The organism is Candidatus Omnitrophota bacterium, assembly GCA_041653595.1.
Classification (GTDB): Bacteria; Omnitrophota; Gorgyraeia; order Pluralincolimonadales; family Pluralincolimonadaceae; genus Pluralincolimonas.
On sequence record JBAZFB010000024.1, the window covers coordinates 1 to 17,308 of the forward strand.

Annotated in this window: 13 protein-coding genes; 1 reads left to right on the forward strand and 12 read right to left on the reverse strand. The window is 48.1% G+C overall.

All coding sequences use genetic code 11. From position 1 onward, the window contains the following. The 9 genes from WC317_07355 to asnB (WC317_07395) all read right to left on the reverse strand — a co-directional run. Positions 1-502 (reverse strand): inorganic phosphate transporter (locus tag WC317_07355; protein MFA5339943.1); only part of this gene is annotated, 502 nt, incomplete at its 3' end. Between the two features lie 60 nt (positions 503-562). After that, on the reverse strand, positions 563-1,660 hold the full coding sequence (gene nagA / locus WC317_07360) for an N-acetylglucosamine-6-phosphate deacetylase (protein MFA5339944.1): 1,098 nt from the start codon (positions 1,658-1,660) through the stop codon (positions 563-565). 28 nt (positions 1,661-1,688) lie between these two features. Further along, a complete protein-coding gene (locus WC317_07365; protein MFA5339945.1) occupies positions 1,689-2,843 on the reverse strand; it encodes a glycosyltransferase family 4 protein in 1,155 nt (384 codons plus the stop codon). After that, positions 2,797-5,766, reverse strand: a complete 2,970-nt coding sequence (asnB, locus tag WC317_07370; protein ID MFA5339946.1) for an asparagine synthase (glutamine-hydrolyzing) — start codon at positions 5,764-5,766, stop codon at positions 2,797-2,799. The genes WC317_07365 and asnB (WC317_07370) overlap by 47 nt, the downstream gene beginning before the upstream one ends. After that, a complete protein-coding gene (locus WC317_07375) occupies positions 5,742-6,788 on the reverse strand; it encodes a glycosyltransferase family 9 protein (GenBank protein MFA5339947.1) in 1,047 nt (348 codons plus the stop codon). The genes asnB (WC317_07370) and WC317_07375 overlap by 25 nt, the downstream gene beginning before the upstream one ends. Next, positions 6,769-7,605, reverse strand: coding sequence for a class I SAM-dependent methyltransferase (locus tag WC317_07380; GenBank protein MFA5339948.1), 837 nt, complete (start codon positions 7,603-7,605; stop codon positions 6,769-6,771). Before WC317_07380 ends, WC317_07375 begins: the two co-directional genes overlap by 20 nt. Before the next feature lie 10 nt (positions 7,606-7,615). Then, positions 7,616-9,748, reverse strand: coding sequence for a glycosyltransferase (locus tag WC317_07385; protein MFA5339949.1), 2,133 nt, complete (start codon positions 9,746-9,748; stop codon positions 7,616-7,618). Next, positions 9,745-10,521, reverse strand: coding sequence for a class I SAM-dependent methyltransferase (locus WC317_07390; protein MFA5339950.1), 777 nt, complete (start codon positions 10,519-10,521; stop codon positions 9,745-9,747). The genes WC317_07385 and WC317_07390 overlap by 4 nt, the downstream gene beginning before the upstream one ends. Further along, entirely contained in the window at positions 10,511-12,409 is a 1,899-nt protein-coding gene (asnB, locus tag WC317_07395; GenBank protein ID MFA5339951.1) for an asparagine synthase (glutamine-hydrolyzing), read from the reverse strand. The genes WC317_07390 and asnB (WC317_07395) overlap by 11 nt, the downstream gene beginning before the upstream one ends. A gap of 190 nt (positions 12,410-12,599) precedes the next feature. Here asnB (WC317_07395) and WC317_07400 point away from each other — a divergent pair, with 190 nt between their 5' ends. Next, the gene (locus WC317_07400; GenBank protein MFA5339952.1) at positions 12,600-13,886 is read left to right on the forward strand and encodes a radical SAM protein; all 1,287 of its coding nucleotides are present in this window, start codon (positions 12,600-12,602) and stop codon (positions 13,884-13,886) included. A 24-nt stretch (positions 13,887-13,910) separates the two neighbouring features. On the opposite strand, the gene WC317_07405 is transcribed toward WC317_07400, so the two are convergent. The 3 genes from WC317_07405 to WC317_07415 all read right to left on the reverse strand — a co-directional run. After that, the gene (locus WC317_07405) at positions 13,911-16,097 is read right to left on the reverse strand and encodes a glycosyltransferase (GenBank protein MFA5339953.1); all 2,187 of its coding nucleotides are present in this window, start codon (positions 16,095-16,097) and stop codon (positions 13,911-13,913) included. Beyond that, positions 16,094-17,125 (reverse strand): glycosyltransferase, encoded by a 1,032-nt coding sequence (locus tag WC317_07410; protein ID MFA5339954.1) that lies wholly within the window; start codon positions 17,123-17,125, stop codon positions 16,094-16,096. The genes WC317_07405 and WC317_07410 overlap by 4 nt, the downstream gene beginning before the upstream one ends. A gap of 3 nt (positions 17,126-17,128) precedes the next feature. Further along, positions 17,129-17,308 (reverse strand): hypothetical protein (locus tag WC317_07415; GenBank protein MFA5339955.1); only part of this gene is annotated, 180 nt, incomplete at its 5' end.

Consider the following 17,308-nt stretch of genomic DNA (forward strand, 5'->3'; position numbering starts at 1 on the left):
TGCCCTTCTTCTTCTCTTTCAGGTGACGGTATTCTTTGACGGCCCCGGAATTAAGCAGTTTCCCGATGGCGAACGCGGCGCCGAATACGCAGATAGGCGAAAGAACCCACCAGGCGAGGATATCGGTATATTTCTCGACAGACATAGTCTCGTAATATATGCCTGCCGCCGCGATGGAAGAGACAATGGCGTAGGTAGTGGGAATGGATACCTTGAATATGCTGGATATAAAATCGTAAGCGGCCGCGACGGCCATGACGACGAAGACGATATAGAAATAGGATTTGAATGTCCGGATGGGGACTATGCCTTCGCTCAGGGTCTTCAAGACGGGAAGGCCGGATATTATCGCGCCGAGGATGACGAAGATCGCGATCAATATCAGCGCTTCCTTCTTCGTGCGCACGCCGGTCCTGTAGGCCGCCTCCATCTCGGCGGCTGCGTTGTTCGCCCCGACGTTCATCGCGAGGAAGACCGCGATAAGGATTATAAAGAAGGTCATGGGAGTAATTATACCAGATTGGAAAATATTTTGGTAGCGGGAACGGTCAGACCGGGATCATCAGTTCCAGGCATTCCCCTTTATGATCGTGTGCCTGATCCTTAAATCCTGGTCGAATATCACGATATCGGCGTCTTTCCCGGGCTCGAGAGAACCCTTCCTGCCGTCGATACCGAGGATGCGCGCCGGATTAAGGCTCGCCATACAGACAGCCTCGGGAAGGCTTACGCCGGCGAACTTCATTATATTCCTGACCGCGTCGTTGAGGCCTATGACGCTTCCGGCCAACTTACCGTTATCGAGCCGCGCTTCTTTGCCCTTTACGCGCACCTTCAGGCCGCCAAGCATGAAGGTTTTTCCGCCGCTCCCTATCCCGTCGGAAATAAGGACGAGTTTACCGGTCCCCTTGGCCTCGACCGCTAATTTTACAGCGGAGGGATCGACGTGGATGCCGTCGGCTATGATGTCCGCGGTAATATTATCGATAGTAAGCGCCGCGCCTATGAGACCGGGCTCCCGGTGGTGTAAAACGGGCATAGCATTAAAAATATGGGTGACATGCGTGGCGCCTTTCTCGGCGGCGGCCTCGACTTCCTTATAGCCGGCGGTCGAGTGGCCGATAAACGGTTTGATGCCGCGGGCCGTCAACGCCTTCAGCAGTCGCATCCCGCCCTTTACCTCGGGCGCGAACGTCATGGCCTTTATGATTCCTTTACCCTCGGAAAAGACATCCTCCATCCCGGAAGGGTCGAACGGGCGTATGTACTTACGGTTCTGGGCGCCGCCGGCCTGAGGGTTAACAAACGGCCCCTCAAAATGGACGCCCAAAAGATTCGTGCCGGGATTCTCTTCGATGAAGTTTTTGACTATTCTTACGGTCTTCAAGAGCGTCGAAAGCGGGGATGAAACTGTAGTAGCGAGAAAACCGGTAACCCCATGCTTAGCCAGCCGGACGCACATCTCTTTCAGGCCCGGACCGTCCAGAGCGACGGCCTTATCGGCGAATATGCCGTGGACGTGCATATCTATGAAACCCGGCGAAACGAAAAGGCCTTTGGCATCCAAGACCTCGCAGCCCTTGGCAGGGACCCCGCCGGCCGGCGAGATCCTTCCGTTATTTACGAAAAGCGTCTTGCCCCGTTCGATCTTACCGGGCAATATCAGGCTGCCGTTCACTATGCGAAATTTATATGAGTTCTTCGTATAACGCCTCTATCTTTTCCACCATAGCTTTAGCGCTAAAGAACCGGCTGAGCTTATTTTTACCCGCCTTGCCCATCTCGTTGGCGCGGGCTTTATCTCTCAGCAACGATATTATAGCTTGCGCCAGCGCGTCCGGATCTTTCGGAGGGACTAATATCCCGTTCACTCCGTTCTCGACGATTTCAGATACCCCGCCGACATCCGTCGCGATTATCGGTTTGGACAGGGCCATCGCCTCAAGCAGGCATCTTCCCATCCCTTCATTTAAAGAAGGCAGGACAAATATGTCCAGCGCAGACAATGACCTCGGGGCATCATTTGTGGCGCCGCGGAGAATGATATTCCGGGATAAAGAAAGCTCCTTGACCCTGTTCTCTATCGCGCGCCTTTGCGCCCCGTCGCCCGTTATCATAACTTTTAAGTCCGGAAAGATCTTGATGACCTGAGGTATCGCTTCGATGAAATACATGTTCCCTTTTACCGGCTCGAGCCTCGTTATAGTCCCTATCACCGGCCCGTTTGGCGGGATGCCAAGCGATTCCCTCGTCCGCGCAGGGTCATAGTTCGAGTCTATGAACTTTTCCAATTCTACTCCGCTATAAATAGGCACGAATTTATCGGCCTTCGATATCCTGAATCTAACGTGCTCGTCTTTCCCTCTTTGGGTCAACGTGATTATCCTGTCGGTGATACGCGCCGTGAGCCGTTCCAATACGATGAACAACCCGTTCCTTACCGGACCAAAATAACCATAAAAGATATGGCCATGCGGGGTGTGGATTATGACCTTGACGCCGGATAACTTCGCTGCCCACCTGCCCAGGATGCCTGCTTTTGACGTATGGGTGTGGACGATGTCGAAATCCCCTTTCTTTATTATTGCGCATAATTTCAAAAAGGCGATCAGGTCGCTCCAGGGATCTACCTGTCTTACGAGCTGGGGGATTACACGGTAATTTATCCCGCTATCGGACAAAGCCCTTCTTACCCGGCCATCGGGGTCGTTAGTCTTCCCGAAGACCAGGGCTACATCAAACCTTCCCTTATCCAGGCCGGAGGCGGTCAACAGGGTATTCTCCGAAGAGCCGCCTTTATCTAAGCGCGTAATTACATGAAGGACTTTTAATCTTTTTTTCATTTAGTATTCTCTCCGCCGCTATCAGGACATCTTCAGGCGCAATACGCTCCATGCAGACTTTATCGGCGCAATCATGCTCATAGCAAGGCCGTTTACAGCCGGCGTATTTCCTTATGATCGCAAATTTACCGCTCTCGGCGTAAGGCCGGAACTTATGGATGTCCGACGGCCCGAATAAAGCCACCGTGGGCGTGCCTGTGGCCGCGGCGATATGCATGACTCCGGTATCATTTGTGATGAAAAGGTCGAACCTTTTAAGGATGGCGGCAAATTGTTTTAAATTAAATTCGCCGGCGCCGGGCGTAAAAATTATCTTTGCCCCGTACCTTATCTTTAATTCTTTTGCCAGAATATCCCAATTTTCATCCGGCCAGCGCCTGCTCGGCCTTTTAGCGTCTTTATGGAGCCCGAACAACAGGTCACCGGCGGAAATATCACGCGACTTAAAGTAATCATTGGCGAAATTTATCTCATCTTTTTCAAGCGGTATCTCCGTGCCTTTCCCGTCCGCCTTGCCGCCTAAAAATCTCGGGATGTCCAGCATCGACTCAACCGTATGCCTTTTTTGCCGGCCGCTTTCAAAAATTTTACGATTTAAGAAGAAACCTAATCCGCCGGTATTTCGTCCGACCTTATATTTTCCGCCCACAAACCAGAAAATAGACGCCATTTTAATGGCGCCGAAAAGCGAACCTATCTCGTAAAGGTTGATAAGCATATCGTATTTGACTTTCCTCAAATTTATCAACAACTTCAAGGCATCTTTTAAGTCCGGTTTTTCCACGTCTAAGGTCAAGATCTCGTTCACATCCAAGCTGCCCCTCAGGATGCCGGCGGAACGGGTGACCGTAAGAAATGAGATAAAGGCCGACGGAAATCTCCTTCTCAATGCCCTCAAGGCAGGGGTCGACATCACAACGTCTCCGATGCCCGCTAAGTTTACGACAAGGATCTTTTTGACGTCCTTGAAACCGTCCTTTACAGGCTCGGGGAAACGCCTCCCCGCGGTTGAGGTGATCTCTTCAACCGCCATATCCATATCTTTATTCAGCCGGTAATCCTTGTCTATATATATCCTGTGCCACATCTCCAGATTCATAAGCGCCCAGATCCTGTCGGTGAAATTCCGTTTCCCGGAGTAATGCTGATCCAGGATCCGGCGGATATATTCGTAATTGAAATAGCCGCGCTTCTCGATCTGCCGCCTGGACAAGAGATCTTCCGCCATGCCTTTCAGGTCCTGTTTTATCCATCTGCCTATGGGGATCATAAAACCTTGTTTTCGCCGGGCCAGGATCTCCCGGGGCAGCAGATCCCTGAAGGACTTCTTTAACAGGTATTTTAATTTAAGCCCTTTGAGTTTTAATCCGTAAGGGATCGAGGCGGCAAACTCCATCACCTTGTGGTCGCAATATGGCACTCGCAATTCCAGCGAATTCGCCATGCTCATTTTATCAGCCATAAAGAGCAGATCGTCGGCGAGATAGGTTTTTATATCAAAACAAAAGATCCTTTCCAGCGATCTGTCCCCGCCGAAATAATCCGACTTATCCTTAACCGGGTCGGCATCCTTCAATTTTGCGATAAAACCTGCCGTGTAGAGTTTATTTATCTCGTCCGGCCGCAGGAAAGTCACCCAATCGAGATACCTCGCTTCAAAAGACAGGAGTCCGCCCCTGGCGAACCTCCGCGCCCAGCCAAAAAGATCCCTGTTCTGTGTGCTCTCGGGAAACAGGGATGCCGCTTTATACGCCGCCTTTCTAATAATGTCCGGCAGGCGTTGATAATATTCAGAGATATAAGCGCCTAAATACCTGGGATATCCCCCAAAGGCCTCATCTCCGCCGATGCCGCTTAAGGCGACCGTTATGTCTTTCCTCGCTAATTGTGAAATTAAAAAAGTGGGGATCGCGGATGAGTCCGCGAATGGCTCATCGAAATGCCAGGCAAGTTTCGGCAGGAGCCCGATCTCATTCGGATCGACAATAAACTCCCTATGCTCCGTGCCGAAGCATTCACTGACCAGGCGGGCATATTTCAGCTCGTTATAATCTTCATCTTTTCTTCCGTATCCGATACTAAAAGTCTTTATCGGTTGATTTGTCAGGCCCGCCATAACGCTTACTAAGACGCTCGAATCCACTCCTCCGCTTAAAAAAACCCCCAAAGGCACATCGCTTATTAAATGTAACTTTACCGCCTCTTGCAATAGATCATATATCTTGTCGAGATAAAAGATCTCATTTTTCTCTTCATTTACATTCGGTTCCAAGTCCCAATATTTTTCTGTCGAATAATTGCCGTCCCTGAACCTTAAGATATGCCCTGCCGGCAACTTAAAAACAGAATTAAAAATAGTCAAAGGCGCCGGCACATAAAGAAAGGTCAAGAAATTATGTATCGCCTCATGATTTATCTCTTTCTTGATCACATCTGCCTCCAATAAAGCCTTGAGTTCTGAGGCAAAATACAAAACTCCGTCAACAGATGTATAATAAAGCGGTTTTATCCCGATCCTGTCCCTCGCCAAAAATAAGTTCTTATTTTTTTTATCCCAGATAGCGAAGGCGAACATCCCTCTTAAATGCTTTACGCAATCCTCGCCGTATTCCTCATAGAGGTGTACGATCACCTCGCCGTCTGTCTTCGTATAAAATTTATGCCCTTTCGCCTCAAGGGAATACCGTAACTCTTGAAAATTATATATCTCGCCGTTATAAACGAGCCAAAGCGCCTGATTTTCATCGTGTATCGGCTGTTGCCCGCATTCTAATCCGATTATCTTTAATCTTCGCACGCCCAATGAGACATTATCATCCAAATAGGCGCCGCTTTCATCGGGGCCGCGATGAAATGTGACCGCGCCCATGCGCTCCAAAAGCGAAGGATCGCGGATCCCTATCGCGCCGTAGATTCCGCACATTTATTCTTCACCAAAATTTTCATCTGCCTGTCAACCGCATCTAACATCTCCTCTACTGTGATTAATTCCATACATTCGTGCGTCTTGCAAAAACCTTTTTCGCATGGGCTGCAAGGCAGGTCCTTCCGCAGGACAATGTGATTTTCTCCGACAGGCCGCCACCGCCAGGGTAAAGTCGGCCCCATAGTCGATACCGTGGGCACCCCTAATGCGCAGGCGATATGCAAAGGGCCGGAATTATTACAGACCAAAAGTTGGCACCGCTGGATCAGCGCCATTAAATGCGCCAAAGAGATATCTTTTACGACAATAGCTTTTGCCTTCATTGATCCCGCGGCCCTTTCAACCAGATCCTTTTCTTCCGGCCCCCCGATAAGGACCACCTTCGCAGGGTATCTTTTGATTATTTCATCGGAGAGTCCGGCGGCTCTCTCCGCCGGCCAGCGTTGCGATGGATAATATCCTCCAAGATGGATGCCGACTAAAATTTCACCCTGATCAATGCCCTGCGATGATAAAAGATCCTTAACAAATGCCGAATCCTGCGGAGCTACATGAAGTTGAGGCTTCTCCCCGCCGGGGACTATTCCCAGCTTTCTTATGACGTCCATATTATTTTCAACGAGATGTTTCTTTTCTTTGCCGTGTCCGGCCTTTATATTGAAGAATATGCCCCTGCCCGCGATATCGTAGCCTGCCCGATAAGGGGCGCCGCTCAAATAAGCCAATAAGGCGCTTTTATAATCCCAAGCCATGATCAGGTCGACGGCTAGATCGAACTTCCTATCCCGCAATCCCCCGATGAATTTAAGGTCCCAAAAGGGCTTGCAGCCGATAACCTCATTTACGGCGGGATCGTTCATAAGTAAGTCCCTGTATTCCTCCTTGACCATCACCGCGATGTGCGCTTCCGGAAAAGATTTCCTCACCGCTTTGATCGCCGGCGTAGAAAGCGCTATATCTCCTATGCGGTCTAGCCGCAGGATCAAGATCTTTTTGATCCTATTTTTTTGCGTAAGCAACGATAACCTCGTTTTGGCCTAACAAACCCCTGAATCGCATCAAAGGTTTCCTGATAATGGATAAAAAAGGCAGATGTTTTACCAAATAACCTTTAACCCGGTATTTTTTCAGCATCCCGCCCAGGTCCGTCCCCGACGGCCTTTGTTCTAAATTTAAAACAGTAAACCCCGAATTTTCCAATAAGCGGCCTAATGTACGGCGCGAAAAGTTATAGAGGTGTTCCCGGGCTAAAACGCCGTTTAGCTTATCGGCCTTAAATTTGAAATAATAATCCATATTAGGGGTCTCAACGGCTAATACGCCCCCTTTTTTCAACGCGCGATAAACTTTCTTCAGGGCCTCTGAGGGGCGCCGTAAATGTTCTATCACGTGCCACATCGTGATCACGTCGAAGGAGTCGCTCTCCAGATCAGCGTCCTCGATCGAGCCCGTAAGCACGTCTACGCCGGCAGCCCGGGCTATGTCCGCCGACAACGGTGAAAATTCTATCCCGGATACTTGCCATTTCCTCTCTTTAGCCGATTGCAAAAAAAATCCGACGCCGCAGCCGATGTCTAATAACCTGCCTTCGCCTTTAAATTTTTTTATCGCGTCCAGTCGCTCTTTAAAGCGGCACTTATACAACCTCTCTTCTTCATAATGGCCCTTTAGGTCCGAGTAATAGTTGACATAGTATTCGCTTAACCACGACTTATCCGGCCTTGGGTTCATATATACCAGACCGCACCCTTGGCATTGGACGATATTAAATTTATCCGAGCTTACTATATTTTTCGTCCCGTTGATCCCGCATATATCGCAGCTGACTTCTTCCATGGCCTATCCCTTATAATTTACCGCTCTTTTTGATCACCCACAAAAAATTAGCACTTAAAAGGTCATTAAGCAAAGGTGTAGTCGCCAAATACGGCCGCGTAATATCGACATGATATCTCTTAAAGATAAGGTTGTTCCCCCTTAACAGGCCTTCAAACCTGAATCTGTCAATTAAACCGAAATGGAGCCTTGTGTTATCGTTAAGATAATTTTCCGTCCTGAACGCGCGCAAAAGACGCCGTTTTAAATGTCCAAAAAGCTCCCTTATCCCGTTGGGCGTATAGATTATCAGCGTTCCTCCGGTTTTTAATACCCGGCGCACTTCTTTGATCAACTTTTCCTTATCGAAATGGGTTATGTGTTCGATAAAATCAGCCGCCACGACTTTGTCAAAAAATCCGTCATCGAAAGGCAGGGCGCCGTTTGTGACGTCGCGGACCAGGAATGTCGCCTTGTCCTTAAAGTTATAACGGCTGGAAAGCAGGACGGCGGCTTCTATCGATTTATTTGAATAGTCGACCCCCCAAGCCGCAGCTCCCGCCAGCGCTGAATGGTAAACAAGGGCGCCGGCGCCGCAGCCTAAATCCAATATCTTTTCGCCGGCGGAGGCGTTTAAATTTTGTAAAATAATCTCCAACCTCTTCTTCCTTTCGGGATCCCCGGGATCATAATATTCGCCGATCAACGACTCCGGCGTCTGTATCGATATGCGTTCATCGTAATCTTTACCGGTTACCGCCTTTTCCCTTATTTGTCTTTTGATGGTTTCGAGATCCCGGTATAAGCGGGACCCCTTTAAAATCTTTTTGGACATCAGGAAAGTCAAAAAATTTTCTATCAAAAAATTGTTCCTGTCCTTAAGGAAATCGTCGGTTGACCGGAAGTTTATACTTCCTCCGGCAAGGTAATCCGCGAATTCATCCAACTGCCTCCGGTGCTCCGGTTGGATTGCGAAAACATTCCGGTCGCCCCAAAGCGAATCCAAGAATAAATCCGCGTATTGTTTTATTGCGCCTATTTCATGCCCTTGAAGTAATTCCCGGTAAATACCTTCGATCTTTTTTATCTGCCTCTTCAGATCGAATGATTCCTCGACCGTCTTTCTGCCTGCCTCTCCCAGAATGCCGGATCTCGCTTTATCTCTTAATATATCTAATATCGTCTTAGCCAGCGTCTCCGGGTCACCGACAGGGATCAAGAACCCATTTACCCCGTCTTTGATTATCTCGGGTATCCCGCCGGCATTAGTTGCGACAACCGGCACTTTCAATGCCATCGCTTCCACCACTACCCTTCCGAATCCCTCCCTCTCCGGGCAATGGACTAACAATGCCAGGGAATCCAATATCCCGGCTATATCATCCCGGAACCCCAGGAAATAAACCGACGACGAGATCTTTAATCTATCCGCCAACCTGATCAATTCGCCTTTATATACGCCGCTGTCATGCTCTTCCCCTACGATCAAAAATTTAACCTGAGGCGATTCCCTGAACACTTTAGACGCCGCTTCCAAAAAATATTTTTGGCCTTTTTTCGGGCTTAATTCTCCGACTATACCGACTAAAGGATCATTTTCACCGAAGCCGAATTCGGCAACTGACTTGTTTTTCCTTTCGCCGGGCTTGAACTCTTCCAGATTTATCCCGTTATATATGACCGTGACCTTATCTGAGCTCCCCCGCCAATTCGCGAATTTTTTGCCGACAGCCCTTGAATTCACGATTATCTTATGAGCGAAAGCATACGCCGCCTTTTCGGCGACTCCCCCTGATTCCGGCACCCTTACATGCCAGACGAGAGGGATCTTGAAATACTTCGCCACCGCGCCGCAATAGATCGCCGCTCTCAGGCCGTTTACGTGGATTAAGTCGATCTTGCGATTTTTGACAAGCCCCGCCAATTTATTAAAAGTTGAAACCCAGGAGATGAAATTTACCGTCTTGAATGTGCCCATCGGCACGATCTCAACGGCGATCGAATGACTCCGGATCAAATCGACAAACTTGCCTTCCTCCGGGCAAACTATTACCGGATTGAAGCGTTCGGGATCCAAAGACTTCGCCAGATCCATCAGGCTTCTCTGCCCGCCGCCTATCCAGTCGCCGAATATGTCTACATATAACACATTGAAGATTTTCATCTCTTCCTTAAGCAAAAGATGATATTTTCCGACCAATTTTTTCCAAAAGGCAGGAGATCCAAGACCATGTCAAAAAACAGGACAAATAAAAATAAAGCCCTGTGGGGATCGATTTGATGCCCCCCGAAAAGCAGGCTTCCCCTGCATATCTTCTCGATCTTAAACCCTTCGCCCCTAAAGACCCCTACCCAATCATTCAAGCCGGACACCGAAATATGCCCGGCGTCCGAAGTATCCACGATTTCGGCTTTTGGGGATTTCAAAAACCATAAGGATCTCCTGACTTTCATCATCGGATTGGATTCGTTCGGCGTGCTGATTACGGCCACCCCGTTATTTTTAAGGACCCTTTTTATCTCCTTGATCGCGTCCAACGGCCGGGTTAAATGCTCTATCACCTCGGAACAGATCACTAAGTCGCATGAGGAATCCTTTAGTTCCAGTTTAGTTACATCCCCGACGCTGAATCTTACATTACCGTCTCCCCTGAAATCCTTCCGCGCCTCACAAAACTCTATCTTTTCGGCATTTTTATCGACCCCGCTGAATGTTAAACCGTATTCGGCGCCGTATTTGGAGTCCAGGCAAAAGATGTCGTCGCCCATGCCGCATCCCAGGTCCAGGATATCTTTTATATTCCGGCTTTTCAATTCCCGGCGCACAATATCGCAGATCACCCTGTTCTTCTTCCACCAAAAATAGAGCCGCGAATAACTTAAGAAATCGGGGCTCTCTTTAGCCAATATCTCTTGCTTGCGCGAATTATCCGGCATAGTCTTTTTTCTCGATGAATATCTTATGCCATATCTCAAAATTCGAAAGCGCCCATAAGTGGCCGGCATAATTTACCCTGCCATTCCGGTGGTCCGTCAGCATCTGCTTAATAAAACCCGTATTAAAATATTCTCCGGCCGCCGACTCTTTGCTTAACAGCGTCCGCTCGATAAAGCCGCTCAGGTCCTTGCCTATCCATTTCTTTAACGGGACCGAAAAACCCTGTTTTTTCCGGTTCAATATCTCCTCCGGCAACAATCCCTCCATGGCCTTCTTAAAGATATATTTTCCTTCTCCCCGTTTCAGCTTCAATCCGGCGGGGATCGTTGCGGTAAACTCCAAAAATTTATGGTCTAAAAAAGGCGAGCGAACTTCCAGCGAATTAGCCATCGAGGCGATATCCATCTTTACCAACAGATCTCCCGGGAGGTAATTTTTGATATCCACGTAGAGGTTCTTGTCCAATACGCCCAGGTCCCCGGCGCCCTTGAGACATTCGAGCAATAGATCATACTCGCGTTCTTTCCTCGATCCTTTTTTTAGCCTTTCATTATAAAGTTGCGATTTCAATTCCTCGTTAAAATATGATACCCACTCGCCATATCGTTGAACGGGACCCAACCTGCCGTACTTCATCGCTTTTTCAAGGCGCCTTAACAGGACGGACCCGCTCCTCGCAAAACCCATCGTTTTAAATAAGGAGTCGTTTAAGGCGAATAAAAACTTCGGAAAGGCGTTAAGCGGCGCGAAATAAGAATGGACGTTGTACCAGCCATAGCCGGCAAAATTCTCGTCCCCGCCGTCGCCGGAGAGCGCGACGGTTACGAACTCCCTCGACAATTTTGCCAAATAATAAGTCGGGATACAAGATGCGTCCGCAAACGGCTCGCCGTAGTGAGAAATCAATTCCGGCAGGATCTCCGCCGCTTCAGGTTTTACGATGAATTCGCGGTGCTCTGTATTAAAGCGTTTTGCGATAAGGCGGGCGTATTCTAACTCGGAAAAATCGGCCTCTTCAAAACCCACCGAAAAGGTCTTGACCGGCCGGCCCGAAAGCTGCGATGCCAAAGCGGTGACCGCGCTTGAATCGATCCCGCCGCTTAAAAGGACCCCCAGGGGCACATCGCTTGCCAGGCGGATCTTTACGGCCTCCCTTAAACGGTCCATGATCTGTTTTTTCCATCCGGCCTCAGTAAAATCACCCTTGGGTGTAAATTTCAGGTCCCAGTATTCGTTTACGGTCATTTTCCCGTCTTCCCAGACCAGGATGCTCGCGGGCGGAAGTTTCCTCACCCCCTGGAAGATGGTCCGGGGGGCCGGAATATACTTATATGTAAGGTACAGGTCCAAAGCCTCTAAATCCATGCGAGGGGACGTTTCAGAAACAGCCAGTATCGACTTGATCTCGGAGCCGAAGACCAGCCTCCCGTTCTCCAAACGATAACACAAAGGTTTCTTTCCGACCCTGTCCCTTGCGAGGACCAGTTTATCCCGTCTCTCATCCCAGATCGCAAAAGCGTACATCCCGCGAAGATGCTGCACGCAATTCTCGGCATATTCTTCGTACAGATGGACCAATACCTCTGTATCCGACTTCGTGTAAAACTTATGCCCCTTGCCCTCTAACCCGTCCCTTAAGTCCCGGAAATTATAGATCTCGCCGTTCATAACGACCCAGATATTTTTATCTTCATTATGGACCGGTTGGTGCCCGGTAACCAGATCTATGACGCTTAAGCGCCTTACTCCCAGGCCGATCCTTCCGTTTGAATATAAGCCCTCGTCATCCGGTCCGCGATGCCTCAACTCATCGCACATCCTTTTGATCGAGCTTGGCTCGACGGATCCGGACCTATTAAAATCTAATATCCCGCATATGCCGCACATAGTTTATTTATTCGAACTTTCGGTAATCAGAATTACGGATGGGGTCAATAGAATACTCCTTAAGCGATGATTATATCACAGGAGGTACCCGTATTCTAGAGCTTTGACCTGACGAATTAGGGGCAAATTGTCTTGATTTCCGTCTTCCCCATACTATAAAATGTACCCTGTTGCTAACCGGAGTGACTTTATGAAAAGAACGATCAATGTCTGTTTAATAAGCCCGCCCCAGATCAACAGTTTGGATGACAGGATAGATCCGCCTTTAGGGCTGTTGTATGTTGCCGCCTCGATAAGGGATATGGGAATCGAGGTAAGGGTCGCTGATCTGGCTTCACGGCCCTATGCGCAATGGGAAAAATTGATCGGCAAGGCGGATGTATACGGCATAGAAATTTATACCTGCAATTACCCTATCTCAAAACAAATAAAGAAGATCTGCAAGAAACTAAATCCTTTATCGAAGATCGTAGCCGGCGGGGCCCACCCCACGGCCTTGCCTAAACGGTCATTAAGGGATTTTGATATCGTCATAAAAGGGGAAGCGGACCTGAGCATAAAGGAATGCCTGAAGGATATAATCAAGGGGAAGCCAAAGGCCATTTACGACTTTAACATACCGCAGGACCTGGATAAATTACCTTTTCCGGCCAGGGACCTGGTTGATATAAAAAATTACCATAGGATCGTGGGGGGCAAGTTAGCGACTTCCATAATAACTTCGAGGGGGTGCCCTTACAAATGCGCTTTCTGCAACAGTCCTATGACCTTCAAAAAGATGAGATTCCGCTCCAACCAGTCGGTCGTAGACGAGATAAAACTGATCATAAAACGATACGGTATCAGGAATTTTATCATTTATGACGATATTTTCACGTTAAATAGGACGCGGCTTTATCCCCTACTGGATGAGTTTAAAAAATTACGGATAAAATTCCGGTGCAACGGGAGGGCTGACCGGAATAATTACGATGATTTCGTGAGATTAAAGGAAGCGGGATGCACGACTATCGCATTTGGGGCGGAATCCGGCAGCCAGGAACTTTTAGACAGGATAAATAAAAAATGCACGGTGGAGCAGAACATTAAAGCTATAAAAGATGCCAAAAAAGCTGGATTGATAACGAAAGTTTACCTTATAGTGGGCATACCCGGGGAAAATAAGGATACCATCCAAGAAACAAAGAGGTTTATGGAAACGGCCGATCCCGATGAATATACCCTTTTTACCTTTATCCCCCTCCCGGGCAGCGATACCTGGGAACATAAAAAGAAATACGGGATCAGGCGTATCGTTAAGGTCTATAGTGAATTCTATAACATAGCCGGCCAGGGAGAAGGGGGTTTGGTCACTGAAACCGATTCCTACGACCTGGAAGAGCTCATGGAAATGAGGGAAGACCTGAAGGGTTTTTTGACCAAAAGAAGGTGGAGAGGCGACATCCAGGAGTATTTCAAAAGGATAAAGTGGCGGTGATCATCTAAATTCCGGACGATACCTTCATTTTGCGCTTAAATCCTTTATGATCTGCGCTAATTTTCCCCCGTTTTCCTTTAAAGAATATCTTTCAAGGACCGTCCTCCTCCCCTCAAAAGAAAATCTTTCTCTTAAATCATCATCCGTGATCAACGCCTTCAATTTCTCGACCCATTCTTTCCCATCCGACGCCAAAAATCCGTTCTCTCCGTCCCTGATGATATGCCTATTTTCGCCGACCGCGCTGCCTATCGCCGGTATCCCAAGGCTCATATACAGAAGAAGTTTCAAGCCGCATTTGCCTCTTTCAGCCTCCCCGTCGTAAAGGGGCATAATACCGACATCAAATTTAGAGATGGCCTCTATCTCATCATCCAGGTCCCACGGTTGATATGCGATCTTGACGTTTTCGAATCCCGGAAGATTCGCCTCTTCACTTTCCGGACCGATTATCTTCAGCTCGATATCGAATTTCTTGCCTAGTATCGAAAGAGGTTCCCGCAATAAACTCAGATATTTCAAATTTGAACCCGTTCCGCACCAGCCGATACAAAAGCCGTTCTTATCCTTTCCCGGATCCGGACCCGGCTTCCATTTATCGGTATCGATCGAGGTGGGGATCAAAAATACGTTTTTATTTAACTTCAAAGCATAATCTCTTAAATGATGGCTGCCGGCGATAACCGCGTCGCTAACCTCTATTATGGTCCTCGTCACATGTTCGGGAGGGTTTAAATAGATCGCGTCGTCGAAATGAAAGATTATTTTTCTCTTCAAGACTCTTTTCGCAAAAAGATATAGTCGGAATACCGCCCTATCGAAAAAACCTCTCCAGGGTATGCCGCGCTGGATGAATATTATGTCGCCTTTCCCGCCGGTTAATACCGCAAAAGATTTTTTAAGCAGATTTTTAATGAGTAAATACTTTTCTCTGGCGTAATCCAGGGGTTTGCCATAGGGGAAAACAGAGTGAGAAATGCAGGTCCTTATGCCTTCCTCAGACAAAGCTCCCGCTAAATAATAACAGTTATACCTGCTCGCGGGATTAGCCATATTCCCTTCCGGGAAAAATATGACTTTATATTTAGTTTTGACCTTAAGTTTTTTGGCGGCATAAAGATCGTAGAGTTCTTCTATTTTATTAATCATGATCCCTGCGCTGAATTTCTCGTGATATAACTTCTCGCTCTCCTTTGCCATTTTTTTCGCCCTGGGCGGGTCCTTCAACAGGGCGATAATCGCTTTTGCCATGGCGCCGGGGTCTTTCGGAGGGACTAAAACCCCGTTTATCCCGTCAGAAACCGCTTCGACATTTCCGCCTACTCTGGTTGCGATCACAGGCAATCCGGATCCCATCGCCTCCGTTAAAGCGCTCGAAAAACCTTCCCTTTCCGCCGATGCTAAAACGAAGACATCCATTATCGATAAGGCGTCTTGCGGATCCATCAAAAAACCCGTAAAGACCACTTTATCCTTAATTTGAAGCGTATCCGCTAAATTTTCCAATTCCCGCCTTTGCCCGCCGTCCCCGGCGATCAAAAACTTTACACGATCGACCGACTTGGCCGTTTCGGCGGCCGCCCTGATAAAATATTCTACCCCCTTGACCGGCTCGAGCCTCGCTACCGTACCTATGACTTTGTCGCCTTCTTTTATGCCCCATCCGGACCTTAGCGTAGCTTCCGGATGAGAGGGGGGTTTTATCCTTCCGCCGTTACGGATCACGGTTATCTTCCCGGGATCTATCCTTTCCGTCCGTACTACAAACTCCCTTACCGCATCGGAAACGCAGATTATCTTATCCGAAAACAAGGAAAGTACCCGTTCCGTCAACCGGTGTTTAAATTTAAGGTCGTAATAAGTGCTCGAGATCTTCGTGAAGATTATCGGTACCCGGGCGATGACGGCTGCCAAACGGGCAAATGTGCTCGCGAAATAGCCGTGGGTATGGAGGATATCCACCCTGTCTTTCCGCATTAAACAGGCGAGTCTTAAAATATTTACCGGGTTATGATAGGTCCTTAAATTCAAGACCCTGACGTCGCAGCCGTTCCTGATCAGCTCATCCGCGATCGCCCCGCCTTCAGCGAGGCAATAGACCTTGACATCATATTTATCTTTATTTAAGCCCTGCGCAACGGTCGAAACCATCTTCTCGATGCCGCCGATGCGCAAATTTTCCACTGCCTGGACCACTGTTATCTTTTTCATATTTTCAAATACGAGAAAATTTCTTTCATCCTGTGGACATAAGTATGTTTTTCCAATACTTTTTTATAGCCGTTCTCCGAGATCTTCCTGCGTTCTTCGGGGTGGGTTAAATAATACTTGGCCAGGTCCCTTAATTCATCGCCGTCTTTATAACAGACCAAATCCTCCCTATCGGAAAATAAGGCCAGAATGTCTTTTTTCCTGTCCACTAATTGGAATGTCCCGCAGGCAAGTATCTCGAATGTCCGGGCGTTTGTCATATGAATATTATCCCCGCCGATTTTTTCTCCGTATTCGCCGAAATGACCGACAGAATTCAAGGCGATCTTCGCGCTATTATATAATTTTACCCAATCGCAGGGAGGCAAGGGGCCGCCCCTTATGCTCCTCCTTAAAACGGATGATGCCCCGATTTTCTGGTGGCGCTCATCCCAAGTCCAGATACCAAGCGGAAGATCTGCCAGGTTCCCGAAGAGACTTATCCTCTCCGGATACAAAGAGCCGATAAATACTATGTCATCATTAAACCTGAGCTTATCCTTTTCATCCAATACCAGGGGTTTATGGATATCGGGCTCGCAAGCGAGCGGAAGCCACTTAACATGCGTAATTCCGTTTTCCAGGTATTTTTCCAACGCATCCGTCCCGTTTACAAAAAAATGATCGTATGCCTTAGCAACTTTTAAACCGTGATCTAATTCTTTAGGATAATCTACAAACCAATTAACTGCGATCAAGCCTAAATTTTTCTTTATTTCTATGATCGTCTGCGGCAGGATGGTCTGTCCCTGGACAACGAATAGGATATCCGGCTTGAAGGACTTAGCTTGTTCATAGAGAAGCCTATTGATCCTATGCGTGTCCCAGTCGTGTAAAGCCGGGAGCCTCTTCCTGATCCCAAAAGGCAAAAGATAGTCCCTGAAGTCAAAGACCTGCACGCAATGGCCCAATTTTTTAAGAGCGAGTTCGACATATCCGCCATTTTCTATAAACCGTTTATTGGAAGAGGCGCATAACAATACCTTCATTTATTACACCTTCCTTGCGCAGCAGATCATTACATCTCCCATGCCAAGGCCCGCTCCGATCCCCCCGACGGCCTCAAATAATATTTGCTCGATAGAATGCAGGGAATCTTTTACCGATATTCGGCTTGAGGACCTTGGCGAGGCGCCGTCAAGGGAATTGCTTCTTCCGGCCAGGGCCTGCTT

Bases quoted from the DNA above. Each gene is read 5' to 3' on its own strand.
- WC317_07365 (MFA5339945.1), bottom strand. From the start codon at position 2,843: ATGAAAAAAAGATTAAAAGTCCTTCATGTAATTACGCGCTTAGATAAA.
- WC317_07385 (MFA5339949.1), bottom strand. From the start codon at position 9,748: ATGAAAATCTTCAATGTGTTATATGTAGACATATTCGGCGACTGGATA.
- WC317_07410 (MFA5339954.1), bottom strand. From the start codon at position 17,125: ATGAAGGTATTGTTATGCGCCTCTTCCAATAAACGGTTTATAGAAAAT.
- WC317_07390 (MFA5339950.1), bottom strand. From the start codon at position 10,521: ATGCCGGATAATTCGCGCAAGCAAGAGATATTGGCTAAAGAGAGCCCC.
- asnB (MFA5339946.1), bottom strand. From the start codon at position 5,766: ATGTGCGGAATCTACGGCGCGATAGGGATCCGCGATCCTTCGCTTTTG.
- asnB (MFA5339951.1), bottom strand. From the start codon at position 12,409: ATGTGCGGCATATGCGGGATATTAGATTTTAATAGGTCCGGATCCGTC.
- WC317_07405 (MFA5339953.1), bottom strand. From the start codon at position 16,097: ATGAAAAAGATAACAGTGGTCCAGGCAGTGGAAAATTTGCGCATCGGC.
- WC317_07400 (MFA5339952.1), top strand. From the start codon at position 12,600: ATGAAAAGAACGATCAATGTCTGTTTAATAAGCCCGCCCCAGATCAAC.
- WC317_07380 (MFA5339948.1), bottom strand. From the start codon at position 7,605: ATGGAAGAAGTCAGCTGCGATATATGCGGGATCAACGGGACGAAAAAT.